General features: G+C 47.7%; 11 protein-coding genes. All 11 read left to right on the top strand.

All coding sequences use genetic code 11. The features are described 5' to 3' along the window. Positions 1 to 10: 10 nt before the first annotated feature. The 11 genes from dxs to AC4OGX_RS20835 all read left to right on the top strand — a co-directional run bounded on the left by dxs (position 11) and on the right by AC4OGX_RS20835 (position 13,301). A complete protein-coding gene (gene dxs / locus AC4OGX_RS20885) occupies positions 11 to 1,885 on the top strand; it encodes a 1-deoxy-D-xylulose-5-phosphate synthase (RefSeq protein ID WP_493332789.1) in 1,875 nt (624 codons plus the stop codon). 2 nt (positions 1,886 to 1,887) lie between these two features. Next, positions 1,888 to 2,691: a TlyA family RNA methyltransferase gene (locus tag AC4OGX_RS20880; protein ID WP_493332787.1), complete on the top strand. Its 804-nt coding sequence runs from the start codon at positions 1,888 to 1,890 to the stop codon at positions 2,689 to 2,691. 10 nt (positions 2,692 to 2,701) lie between these two features. Continuing rightward, positions 2,702 to 3,535, top strand: coding sequence for an NAD(+)/NADH kinase (locus tag AC4OGX_RS20875; RefSeq protein WP_493333055.1), 834 nt, complete (start codon positions 2,702 to 2,704; stop codon positions 3,533 to 3,535). A 4-nt stretch (positions 3,536 to 3,539) separates the two neighbouring features. Further along, positions 3,540 to 3,998 (top strand): arginine repressor, encoded by a 459-nt coding sequence (gene argR, locus AC4OGX_RS20870; RefSeq protein WP_493332786.1) that lies wholly within the window; start codon positions 3,540 to 3,542, stop codon positions 3,996 to 3,998. Between the two features lie 9 nt (positions 3,999 to 4,007). Next, positions 4,008 to 5,684: a DNA repair protein RecN gene (gene recN / locus AC4OGX_RS20865; protein WP_493332785.1), complete on the top strand. Its 1,677-nt coding sequence runs from the start codon at positions 4,008 to 4,010 to the stop codon at positions 5,682 to 5,684. 122 nt (positions 5,685 to 5,806) lie between these two features. After that, positions 5,807 to 6,889 (top strand): SpoIVB peptidase, encoded by a 1,083-nt coding sequence (spoIVB, locus tag AC4OGX_RS20860; RefSeq protein WP_493332784.1) that lies wholly within the window; start codon positions 5,807 to 5,809, stop codon positions 6,887 to 6,889. Positions 6,890 to 6,982: 93 nt separating this feature from the next. After that, positions 6,983 to 7,771, top strand: coding sequence for a sporulation transcription factor Spo0A (gene spo0A, locus AC4OGX_RS20855; protein ID WP_216240791.1), 789 nt, complete (start codon positions 6,983 to 6,985; stop codon positions 7,769 to 7,771). 87 nt (positions 7,772 to 7,858) lie between these two features. Next, a complete protein-coding gene (glgA, locus tag AC4OGX_RS20850; RefSeq protein ID WP_493332783.1) occupies positions 7,859 to 9,307 on the top strand; it encodes a glycogen synthase GlgA in 1,449 nt (482 codons plus the stop codon). Positions 9,308 to 9,349: 42 nt separating this feature from the next. Next, positions 9,350 to 10,219 carry a methylenetetrahydrofolate reductase [NAD(P)H] gene (gene metF, locus AC4OGX_RS20845; protein WP_493332782.1) on the top strand — a complete coding sequence of 290 codons (870 nt, stop codon included), beginning with the start codon at positions 9,350 to 9,352 and terminating at the stop codon, positions 10,217 to 10,219. A gap of 12 nt (positions 10,220 to 10,231) precedes the next feature. Then, positions 10,232 to 10,888, top strand: a complete 657-nt coding sequence (locus AC4OGX_RS20840) for a vitamin B12 dependent-methionine synthase activation domain-containing protein (RefSeq protein ID WP_493332781.1) — start codon at positions 10,232 to 10,234, stop codon at positions 10,886 to 10,888. A 16-nt stretch (positions 10,889 to 10,904) separates the two neighbouring features. Further along, a complete protein-coding gene (locus AC4OGX_RS20835; protein WP_493332780.1) occupies positions 10,905 to 13,301 on the top strand; it encodes a homocysteine S-methyltransferase family protein in 2,397 nt (798 codons plus the stop codon). The last annotated feature ends 127 nt before the right edge of the window (positions 13,302 to 13,428 follow it).

The following is a 13,428-nucleotide window of genomic DNA, read 5'->3' as shown; positions in this document are numbered from 1 at the left end:
GGAATTCCTTATGATATTAGAAAAAATTCAAAAGGAAAATGATATCAAGCAGTTAGAACCGGAAGAACTGGAACTGCTGGCAGAAGAGATCCGGGAATTTCTGATCGAGAAGATCAGTATGACCGGAGGACATCTGGCATCCAATCTGGGGGTGGTAGAGCTGACCATGGCGCTGCATCTGGCTTTTGATCTGCCGCAGGATAAGCTGATCTGGGATGTGGGCCACCAGGCGTACACCCATAAACTTCTGACCGGACGCAGGGCCGGATTTGACGACCTGCGTAAATACGGCGGGATGAGCGGTTTCCCAAAGAGGAAAGAAAGTGATTGTGATGCCTTCGATACCGGACACAGCTCCACCTCTATTTCCGCGGGACTGGGTTATGTGGCAGCCAGGGACATCCAGGGGCAGGATCATCATGTTGTCTCCATTATCGGGGATGGCTCCATGACCGGCGGGATGGCCTATGAGGCATTGAATAATGCGTCCCGGTTAAAAAGCAATTTTATCATCGTATTGAATGACAATAATATGTCTATCTCTGAGAATGTGGGCGGCATGTCCAAATACCTGAACGGACTGCGCACGGCTGATGCCTATGTGGGATTGAAAAAGGGCGTGGAGGACACGCTTCTAAAGATCCCGGTGCAGGGCGAAAAGATCATCCACCAGATGAAGAAAACGAAGAGCGGAATCAAGCAGCTGATCGTTCCCGGTATGTTTTTCGAGGATATGGGGATCACCTACCTCGGTCCGGTGGACGGCCACGATGTGAAGAAGCTTTATAAAGCCTTCCATGAGGCAAAAAGGGTAGACCATGCGGTATTAGTCCATGTCCTGACCAAAAAGGGAAAGGGATATGAGCCTGCGGAGAAGAATCCGTCCCGGTTCCACGGGACAGGCCCCTTTGTGGTTGCGACAGGGGAACCCAGATCCAAAGGCGGAAAGGACAGTTATACAGATGTGTTTTCTAAGGTGCTGTGTGATATCGGCAGGAAGGATCAGAAGGTTGTGGCGATCACAGCGGCAATGGCAGGCGGAACAGGGCTTGACCGCTTTAAGAAGCATTACCCTGACCGTTTCTTTGATGTAGGGATCGCGGAGGAACATGCACTGACCTTTGCGGCCGGTCTTGCGGCCGGAGGGATGAAGCCGGTCGTGGCGTTATATTCCTCCTTCTTACAGAGGGCATATGACCAGGCGATCCATGACATCTGTCTGCAGAAGCTTCCTGTGGTGCTGGCGGTGGACAGGGCAGGACTGGTTGGAAGCGACGGGGAGACACACCAGGGGTTATTTGATCTGTCCTTCCTATCGACGATTCCCAATATGACAGTGATGTCACCGAAAAACCGCTGGGAAATGGCGGATATGATCCGGTTCGCTGTTGATTTTGACTGCCCGGTGGCACTCAGGTATCCAAGAGGAGAGGCGTATGAGGGATTGAAAGAATTCCGTACTCCATTGGAATACGGCAAAGGAGAGGTTTTGTATGAGGAGGAGGATATCGTGATCTTCTTCGTAGGACATATGGCCTCCCTTGCCGAGAGAGTCCGCATGCGGCTCAAGGAGACCGGATACAGCTGCAGCCTTGTCAATGCCAGGTTTGTGAAGCCTTTGGATGAGGAAATCTTAGAACAGATGGCAGAGGAACATCATCTGTTTGTCACGATCGAGGAGAATATCCTGACAGGGGGATACGGCGAACAGCTTTTAGAGTATGTGTCCAGGGCACATCTGGGTGTCGAGGTACTCAATATCGGTATCCCGGATGATTATGTAGAACATGGGAATGTGGATGTCCTGCGCCATGAGGTCGGCCTGGATGAGGAGACCATTGTAAAACAGATAATTACAGAATATGTGACGATAAGGAAAGAATAGACATGAAGGAACGATTAGATGTTCTGCTTGTGAAGAGGAACCTTGCAGAATCCAGAGAAAAAGCGAAAGCCATCATTATGTCCGGCAGCGTATTTGTAGACGGAGAGCGGGAAGATAAGGCAGGCTCCTCTTTTCCGGAGGATGTACAGATCGAGGTAAAGGGACACACGCTGCCATATGTAAGCCGCGGCGGTCTAAAGCTGGAGAAGGCACTTGAGAATTTTGATGTTACGGTGGAAGGAAAGGTCTGCACGGATGTAGGCTCCTCCACGGGCGGTTTTACAGACTGTATGCTTCAAAACGGAGCGGTAAAGGTCTTTGCCATCGATGTGGGGCGGGGGCAATTGGACTGGAAGCTCCGTCAGGATGAGCGGGTCGTGTGTATGGAGAAGACAAATATCCGGTATGTGACTCCCGAAGATATTGGGGAACCCGTGGATTTCAGTTCCATCGATGTGTCCTTTATCTCCCTGACGAAGGTTTTAGAGCCTATCCGCAACTACCTGACTCCGGAAGGAGAGATCGTAGCCCTGATCAAACCGCAGTTTGAGGCGGGACGGGAAAAAGTTGGGAAGAAGGGCGTAGTAAGAGAGCGCAGCACGCATCATGAGGTTATAGAAAAGGTGGCGTCTTACGCTCATTCTATCGGTTTTGAGATCCTGAACATAGATTTTTCACCGATCAAAGGGCCGGAAGGGAATATTGAATATCTGATCCATTTAAAAAAACGGGAAGAAGGCGCACCTAAGATTGCAGTTGATCTGCAGTCTGTTGTAGATAAAGCGTTCGAAACTTTGGCAAAATAAGAGGTATATGATGGATAATTTTTATATGATAACCAATATGCTCAAAGACGGCGACCTCAAGATCACGAAGGAGATCATGGCTTATATTGAGCAGAACCAGAAACGCTGCATCTTATCAGAAAAGGATGAAGAGGGACACATCATTCCCGGAACCGTGCCCAAAGGGATCGACTGTGCGCTTGTGTTAGGCGGGGACGGAACCCTGATCCGCGCTGCGAGGGAGCTGGAGGGCCATAACATCCCTCTTTTGGGAATCAATCTTGGAACACTGGGCTATCTGACAGAGGTAGAGCTAAGTGACTATAGGAAAGCGCTGGACCGCCTTTTTGAATCCCGGCCTGTCATCGAGGAGCGCATGATGATGCGGGGAAGCGTCGAAGGGCTGATCGATGATGTGGCGATGAATGATATCGTTGTGACAAGAGAGGGAAGCTTAAGAGTCGTTCATTTCAACGTGTATGTCAATGGAGAGATGTTAAACAGCTATCTGGCAGACGGCGTGATCATTTCCACTCCCACGGGAACGACCGGATATAATCTTTCCGCAGGCGGGCCTATCGTAGAGCCCACAGCGAGTATGTTCGTGATCACTCCGATCTGCTCCCATGCATTGAATACAAGCAGTATCGTGCTTTCTGCCGAGGATACGATCGAGGTGGAGATCTGCGAGGGAAGATATGGCAGGACGGAGCATGCGAGCGTCACATTTGACGGTGCCAGCACAGTACCTTTGGTGACCGGTGACCGGATCTTGATCAGGAAGTCAAAAGAAACAACGAAACTGGTGAAACTAAGTAAAGAGAGCTTTATGAAGACTATGCGCGAGAAAATGAAAGGAAACTAAGACAATGAAGGTCAGTCGTCATGCAAAAATAATCGAATTAATCAGCCAGAATAATATCGAGACCCAGGAAGAATTGGCGGAACGCCTGAACAATGCAGGATTTAAGGTGACTCAGGCAACTGTATCCAGAGATATCAGGGATCTAAAGCTTACGAAGGTATCTGTTGACGGCGGGAAGCAGAAGTATGTCGTGCTTAAGCCGGAGGAAGACGGGATGAGCGAGAAGTATATCCGTGTCTTAAGGGACGGGTATGTTTCCATGGATATGGCACAGAATATTCTTGTTATTAAAACGGTCTCAGGCATGGCAATGGCAGTTGCAGTTGCAGTGGATGCGATGAAATGGAGTGAGGTCGTAGGATGTATTGCAGGAGACGACACGATCATGTGTGCGATCCGCAGTGTAGATGAGACAGTGGCTGTCATGGACAAGATCCACAAGATTGTGTCTAAAGGAAATTAGGAAAAGAATATGTTACAATATCTGCATGTGAAAAATTTAGCGTTGATCGATGAAATTGAAGTAGAGTTCCGGAACGGGTTGAATATCCTGACCGGAGAGACGGGAGCCGGGAAGTCCATTATCCTAGGCTCTGTAAACCTTGCCCTCGGAGGCAGATATAACGCGGATATGCTGCGAAAGGGTGCGCAGGCAGGTCTGGTGGAGCTGATCTTTACGATCGGGGATGAAGCCATAAAAAGACAGCTTGAGGCACTGGATATCTTCCCGGAGGACGGTCTTTTAGTACTCTCCAGAAAGCTGATGGAGGGACGCAGCATCAGTAAGATCAATGGGGAGACGGTCACTATGGGTGTCCTTAAAGATGTTGCAAGTATGCTGATCGACATCCACGGGCAGCATGAGCACCAGACACTTCTGCATAAGAAGAACCACCTGGCACTTTTAGATGTATATGCCGGGGAACAGGTGGAAAAACTGAAAAAAGAGGTTGCTGCGTCTTACCGTGAGTATCAGAAATGTAAGAAGGCTCTGGAAGAGTCCGGGATGGATGAGCAAAGCCGGCAGAAAGAGATTTCTCTTACAGAATATGAGATCAATGAGATCGTGGAAGCGAACCTGATCGAGGATGAAGATAAAGAACTGGAAGCTCTTTATCAACGTATGACGGAGAGCCGGCGTTATACGGAAGGGATCGCACAGACTTATCAGTACACAAGTGAGTCGGCCTCTGCTAATGCCAGTGACCTGTTAAGCCGCGCTATCCGTGCATTTTTGGACGTCAGTGAGTGCGATGAGCGCGGGGCCGCCCTGTATGGACAGCTAGTGGAGATTGACAGCCTTCTGAATGATTTTAACAGAGAATTGTCTGAATATGAAAAAAGTTTTGAATTCTCGGAAGAAGAATTCTATGAGACGGAAGCACGTTTAAACCTGGTGAACCATTTAAAAGCAAAATATGGAAACAGTGTCAGTGAAATCCAGGAGTACTGCCGTCAGCGAACGGACAGACTAAATGAACTGAAAGATTATGAACACTATATCGCAGAACTTCATAACAGCCTTTTACAATGTGAGAGAGAGCTTCAAAAGTGTTCTGCGGCATTGAGTAAGGCAAGAAAAAAGGCAAGTGTTTCTTTTGTCAAAGAGATTACTGTGGGATTAAGAGATCTGAATTTCCTGGATGTGCAGTTTGATCTGCGTCTGAATGAATTGGATGGTTTTACCTCAAACGGCAGAGATGAAGGTGAGTTCTATATTTCCACGAATCCAGGAGAGGCCTTGAAACCGCTTGGAAATGTGGCATCAGGAGGTGAGCTTTCCAGGATCATGCTGGCCATCAAGGCAGTCCTTGCAGATAAGGAAGAGACACCGACTTTGATCTTCGACGAGATCGACACCGGGATCAGCGGGATCACGGCTGGAAAGGTGGCAGAGAAGATGCATGTGATCGGCAGAAGCCGTCAGGTAATCTGCATTACACATCTGCCCCAGATCGCAGCAATGGCGGATGCCCACTATATGATTCAAAAAGAAGCAAAAGCCAATACAACGAAGACGGAGATCTTCTGTTTAAAGGAAGAGGAATCCGTCCGTGAGCTGGCAAGGCTTTTAGGCGGCGCGAATGTGACAGGCAAGATATTGGAAAGCGCAGCTGAGATGAAAGAAATGGCAAAGCGTGAAATATAATACCAGAGTGAAAAAAGAGATGTGCACACATACTAAAAACGGATACCAGTTGGTACCCGTTTTTTTCTTTTATTTTAATACGCTTACATCATGATGCAGGCGGATAGAAAGGGTGTGGATGCATGAAGAGGCGCTGGCAGAAACAGATGATTGCTGCGGTATTCTCCGTCTTTTTGGCTTTTGGGGCAGGGTATTTTGGCTGGATGGCAGCCGATGCCGTGGAGCAGACAGAAGTCAGTACCGAGACGATCAGTGAGGATACGGTTCTGCTCGGAGGAATGCCGGTCGGGATCTATATGGAGACAGATGGTGTGATGGTGCTCGATACGGACCATATAAAGGGGGCCGATGGTGTGGAATATGAACCGGCAGGGCATCTGGTAAAATGTGGGGATTATATTACCGGTTTGAACGGAAAAACGATCGACAATAAGAAAGAGTTAATGGAGGCACTAAAAGATCTGAATGGGGAGGATGTTGTCTTAAAGCTCAGGAGAGATGAGGAGACCATCGACGTCAGACTCAAGCCGGTGGAATGCGGGAAGGATGATTATAAGCTTGGGATATGGGTCAGAGATAATGTGCAGGGACTGGGGACCATCACATTTCTGACCGGGAACAGTGAGTTCGGTGCGCTGGGACATGGGATACACGATACGGATACTAATGTCCTTTTGTCGATTGCGGACGGAACCCTGTACAAGACGAGCATTCACTCTGTCCAAAAGGGGGAAAACGGCATCCCCGGGAGCATGGAGGGAATTATTGTCTATAACGGCTATAACAAACTAGGGAGGATAGAAAAAAATACGGATGAAGGGATCTATGGTAAAGTTGACAAGATTGACGAGCTGTTTTCCGAACAGATTCCGATACAAACAGCAACAAAGGAAGAGGTAGAAGTAGGAAACGCGACAATACGTTGCTTTGTCGACAACGAGATCAAAGAGTACAGCATTTTAGTGACAGATATCGACTATTCCGGACGAGAAGCGAACAAGGGCTTAGTTATTCAAGTGACAGACCCTGAACTCCTTGAAAAGACTGGAGGAATCATACAGGGAATGAGTGGAAGTCCGATTTTGCAGAACGGGAAATTGATCGGCGCGGTAACCCACGTGTTTGTACAGGATTCCACAAAAGGCTATGGTATTTTTATCGAAAATATGCTTGAAAATGTTGCAAGTCACACTTTGTCGAATTAGAGAAACAAATTCCCCTTGATTCTGCAATCATTGGCAGATATAATAATCGAGTGGCGTTTCCTTGGATCCGGGTCCTTAGAGGAGAGAGGGATTATGGAACATTTAAACGTGGCCATCGCTGATGATAATGAAAGAATTTTAGACTTACTTGAAGAAATCATCAACATGGACAAGGAGCTGAATGTGGTGGGAAAGGCTAAAAACGGTGAGGAGATGTGTCAAATCATCAAAAATAAGCAGCCAGACGTGGTTCTTCTTGATCTGATTATGCCGAAAATGGACGGTCTGACCGTGATGGAGAAGATCAATCAAGACAAAACCATGACAAAACGCCCAGATTTTATTGTCGTAACAGCAGTTGGCCAGGAAAAAATTACAGAAGACGCTTTCAACAAAGGCGCAAATTACTACATCATGAAACCTTTTAATAACGAGATGTTGTTGAATCGCATAAAAACTGTAAGAAAAGTGTTCCGAAACCACGAAAAGAAAAATGATGAATTATCCGTAAGTACCGGCATCAGAGAAGAGGACCTGGAAAATCGTGTCACAAATATGCTTCACGAAATCGGCATTCCCGCTCACATCAAAGGATACCATTATTTAAGAGACGCAATCATGATGGCTGTTGAAGACATGGATGTACTAAATGCTATCACAAAAGTACTATATCCGACAGTAGCCAAAAAATATCAAACAACATCCAGTCGTGTAGAACGCGCGATCCGTCATGCGATCGAGGTGGCATGGAACCGCGGAAAGTTAGATACACTGGATGAACTGTTTGGCTATACGGTGAGTACAGGAAAGGGGAAACCGACAAATTCTGAATTTATCGCGTTGATCGCGGATACGATCCAATTGGAGTACAAACACAGATAATTCTTCCCTTTGCCCCGAAAATGAGGTATAATAGTCAGTAGCATAAGTCTTCGAAGAAGAACTCGAGGAAAGTGGGAGGGTTTATTTATGAAAAATATTTTATTTGCATCTTCAGAGTGTGTACCTTTTATCAAGACAGGGGGATTAGCTGATGTTGTCGGCTCGCTGCCTAAGTATTTCGACAAGAAGAAGTACGATATCAGAGTTGTCTTACCTAAATATACATGCATGAACCAGAAATGGAAGGATATGCTGGAATATGAGAACCATTTTTACATGGATATCGCAGGAGCAGACCAGTATGTCGGCATCTTAAAGTGTGTATATGACAATATCACCTTTTATTTTATCGATAATGAGCACTATTTCGGCGGATTCGCTCCCTATGACGGCGATCCCAAGTGGAATATTGAGAAGTTTGCATTTTTCTCAAAAGCAGTGTTAAGCATCCTCCCAGTTATCGGTTTCCGCCCGGAACTGATCCACTGCCATGACTGGCAGACAGGCTTGATCCCGGTTTACCTTGATAACTTCCGTTATCTCGGTGAGTACTACAGAGGAATCAAGACCATTATGACGATACATAACTTAAAGTTCCAGGGTGTATGGGATACGAAGACTGTCCAGGGGATCACGGGACTGCCGGAATACTATTTCGCACCGGATAAGATGGAGGCATACAAAGATGCGAATCTGCTCAAGGGCGGAATCGTTTATGCAGATAAGGTGACGACTGTCAGCCAGACCTATGCACAGGAGATCAAGACTCCGTTCTTTGGGGAAGGGCTTGACGGATTGATGCAGGCAAGATCCAATGATCTTTCCGGTATCGTGAACGGACTGGATTATGAAGAATACTGCCCGTTTAAGGATCATAGGATCGCTAAGAAATTTACTGTAGACACATTTAGAAAGAACAAACCGTTAAATAAGGCGGCTCTTCAGGAGGAGCTTGGTCTGGAGAAGGATCCGAAGATCATGATGATCGGAATGGTTTCCAGGCTGACTGACCAGAAGGGATTTGACCTTGTAGATTATATTATGGATGACCTCTGCCAGGATGCGGTACAGATCGTTGTGCTTGGCACGGGGGAAGCAAAATACGAGAATATGTTCCGTCATTTTGCATGGAAGTACTCAGGAAAGGTTTCTGCTAATATCTTTTATTCAGAGGACTTATCACATAAGATCTATGCATCCTGTGATGCATTTCTTATGCCGTCCCTGTTTGAACCCTGCGGGCTGAGCCAGCTGATGAGCTTACGCTACGGAACCATCCCGATCGTAAGGGAGACCGGCGGACTCAAGGATACAGTGGAACCATACAATGAATTTGAAAAGACCGGAACAGGATTCAGCTTCTGCAATTACAATGCGCAGGAGGTGCTGAACACTGTCCGTTATGCAGAACGTATCTATTACGATAAGAAACGTGACTGGAATAAAATTGTGGAACGGGCCATGAATATGGATTTTTCATGGAAGAATTCTGCAAGACAGTATGACGATTTATATAAGAGCCTGATCGGAGAATAAAGACCGGATTTTGGCTATCTATTTTACACAGGAGAAGAAGGCATGAAGATTATAGACAGACTGAAAGAAGACCGGATACATATATCATTTGAGGTATTTCCGCCGAAAACGGATGCAGGATTTGACAAGGTCCTGGCGGCGACAGATAAGATGGCGGGGCTTTCCCCGGATTTTATCAGCGTTACCTACGGCGCGGGCGGGGGAACAAGTAAGAATACTGCAAAGATCGCGAAGCATATCAAGGAAGACTTAGGTGTGGAGAGCTTAGCGCACCTTACCTGTGCATCCTCGACAAAGGAGGAAGTGAGGAAGGTGATCGCAAATCTAAAGGAGCTGGGGATTGAGAATATCCTTGCACTTAGGGGTGACATTCCGGCAGATATGCAGTTTCCGACAGAGGATAGGTTTCACTATGCCTATGAACTGGTTGAGGAGATCAAAAAGTCAGGGGATTTCTGTATCGGGGCAGCATGTTATCCGGAAGGACACGTGGAGAATGAGCATAAAGAAGATGACATCAAGTATCTGAAACAGAAGGTTGACAGCGGTGTTGACTTCCTGACGACGCAGATGTTCTTTGACAATGACATCCACTATAACTTCCTGTACCGTATCCGGGAAGCCGGGATCACGGTGCCGGTACTGCCGGGGATCATGCCGATCACAAGTGCGAAGCAGATGAAGAGAAGCTGCGAGTTGTCAGGGACCGTATTCCCAAGAAGGTTTCAGGCGATACTGGACCGTTTCGGGGACTGCCCGGAAGCGATGCAGCAGGCAGGGATCGCATATGCGACAGACCAGATCATCGATCTGCTTGCAAACGGCGTGAAGAATATTCATATTTATTCCATGAATAAGCCAGAGGTTGCGGAAGCGATCATGGGTAACTTGTCAGAAATTATTAAGTGCTAGGAGTTATAACAGATGGATCAGATGACAAAGGAAGCCATCCGCTATCTGGGGTATGGAAAGCATGCGGTAGATGAAAAGACTCTTGCGCTGATTTCAGATTCCTTTCGGAATCTGGAAAAAGCGGCAGACAGGAGATCCATCTATCGCATCTTTGATTTCCAACAGACAGAGGACGTTTGGCTTAGGATCGGAGAGGTTAAAATACAAAGCAGGAGCCTTTCGAGAAACTTAAAAGGATGCAGCCAGATCGTTTTATTTGGAGCCACACTTGGCACGGCGGTGGACCGCCTGATCACAAGGACTTCCCTTACAGACATGGCGGCGGCAGTTGTGCTGCAGGCCTGTGCGGCAGCAATACTGGAGGAGTACTGCGATGAATGCCAGGCCGCGATCGGGCGTAAGCTTAAGGAAGAAGGTCTTTACCTGCGGCCCAGGTTCAGCCCGGGCTACGGGGATTTTGATATCCGTTTTCAGGAATCACTGATGAGGATGCTGGATTGTGCGAAGCTGATCGGACTTACGATGACGGATAGTTATATGATGACGCCAACGAAATCTGTAACAGCCGTGATCGGTGCAAGCCGGACAAAAGAGAACTGTCATATAAAGGGATGTGAGGTCTGTGATAAGAAGGATTGTATCTACAGAAGAAACGTTCCTGTGACATAAGCAGAAAGGACAAGGTATGATTTTAGACAGATTAGGAAAAGAACTGCTGTTTTTTGACGGCGGAATGGGAACACTTTTACAAGCAGAAGGATTAAAACCGGGCGAACTGCCGGAGACCTGGAATATCACCCACCCGGAGACTGTGATCGGGATCCACAGAAAATATATTGAGGCGGGAAGCGATATCGTGCTCGCCAATACATTTGGGGCCAACGCTATAAAATTTCATGACAAGGACTGTTCATTAAAAGAGATCGTGACTTCGGCGGTCGGACATGTAAAAGAGGCAGTCGGACAGGCAGAGATAAAGGACCGTCCGATCTATACGGCATTGGATATCGGTCCCACCGGAAAGCTGTTAAAGCCGATGGGGGATCTGGATTTTGAGGAGGCCTACCAGGCATTTAAAGAGGTAGTCATATATGGAGAGGAGGCGGGAGCAGACCTGATCCATATCGAGACCATGAGTGATACCTATGAGTTAAAGGCAGCGGTGCTGGCGGCGAAGGAGAACACCAGTCTTCCTGTGTTTGTGACCACCATATTTGATGAGCGGGGCAAGCTTTTAACGGGAGCGGATGTACCGGCAGTGACTGCACTGCTGGAAGGACTGCGGGTGGATGCCATGGGGATCAACTGTGGACTCGGACCGCAGCAGATGCAGCCGATCCTGGATACGATTCTTACCTATTCCTCACTTCCGGTTATCGTGAAGCCAAATGCAGGGCTTCCGAAGCAGGTGGATGGGGAGACGGTATATGATGTCACACCACAGCAGTTTGCCAGCGTGATGCAGGAGATTGTCAGAAAGGGTGCGGCTGTGATTGGGGGATGCTGTGGAACCACACCAGATCATATCCGGGCAATGACCAGTCTCTGCCAGGGGATGCAGCCGAAGGCTGTGGAGCTAAAAAGCTGGACTATGGTATCTTCCTACGGACAGACGGTCTGCCTTGGGGAGGGTTCCAAGATCATCGGTGAGCGGATCAATCCGACCGGAAAGAAGAAGTTCAAGCAGGCCTTAAAGGAACACGATCTGGATTATATCCTGCGGGAAGGTATTACACAGCAGGATATGGGTGCACATATCCTGGATGTGAATGTGGGCCTTCCGGATATTGACGAGACAGCGATGATGAAGGAAGTCGTGACTAAGCTGCAGAGTGTGACGAATCTTCCGCTTCAGATCGATACTGTGGACATAAAGGCCATGGAGGCAGCGCTTCGTATCTACAATGGAAAGGCGATGGTGAATTCTGTCAGCGGCAAACAGGAATCCATGGATCAGGTGTTCCCTCTGATCCAAAAGTACGGCGGGGTCGTGATCGGCCTGACACTAGATGAGGACGGCATTCCGGATACGGCTGACGGCAGGGTAAAGATCGCAGAGCGCATCATTACAGAGGCCGCAAAATATGGAATCGGGAAAAAGGATATTGTGATCGATGTGCTTGCTATGACGATCAGTTCTGAGCCGGAAGGAGCAAAGGTGACTTTGGAAGCTTTGAAAAGGGTGCGTAAGGAGCTGGGAGTCCATACGGTCCTTGGGGTATCTAATATCTCCTTTGGTCTGCCATGCCGTCCGGTCATCAATGCCGCATTCTACACGATGGCGATGTTAAACGGCCTCAGTGCAGGAATTATCAATCCTTCCTCTGAGGAGATGATGAAGTCCTATCATGCATATCATGCCCTGATGAACCTGGATGCGAATTGTGAAAGCTACATTGCCCGGTATGCGGGGACGGCCGCGGAAATGAAGAGCACTTCCGGTGCTGCGGGCATAAAGATGCAGCTGGATACGGCCATTGAGAAGGGGCTTAAGGACGAAGCGCACCATATGAGTGCCGAGCTGGTGAAGACGATGGCCCCGCTGGATATCATCAATGAATTTCTGATCCCTGCCCTGGACCGGGTCGGCAAAGGATTTGAAAAGAATACCGTTTTCCTGCCCCAGCTTTTGATGAGTGCGGAAGCGGCAAAAGCGGCTTTTACAGTTCTCAAAGACTTCCTGGCTGCCAGCGGCAGCGAGGCTGAGAAAAAAGAGAAGGTCCTGCTTGCAACAGTGAAAGGTGACATTCATGATATCGGAAAAAATATCGTGAAGGTACTTCTGGAAAATTACAGCTTTGATGTGGTAGACCTTGGAAAGGATGTGCCGCCGGAGCTGATCGTTGAGACCGTATTGAAGGAGGATATCCGTCTGGCCGGTCTCAGTGCCCTGATGACCACGACGGTTGTCAGCATGGAGGAGACGATCAGACAGCTGAGGGAGAAAGCGCCGGATTGTAAGGTCATGGTCGGAGGAGCTGTTCTGAATCAGGAATATGCGGACATGATCGGGGCAGATTTTTATGGAAAGGATGCGATGCAGTCCGTCTATTATGCACAGAAGCTGCTACAGGGAAAATAGGCATCTATGTACCTGTTTTTGTACAAAGAACGTATTGACTATTTTTTAACAAAACGGTATAGTGATAGTGCAAAGTTAAGAAAAGACGGCCGTAAAAGACTGTTTTTCAAAAGAATACAGGAGGTAG

This window comes from Faecalicatena sp. (genome assembly GCF_058819085.1).
The sequence above is the reverse complement of the archived record's forward strand: the minus strand, read 5'-3'. Positions and strand labels throughout refer to the sequence as shown.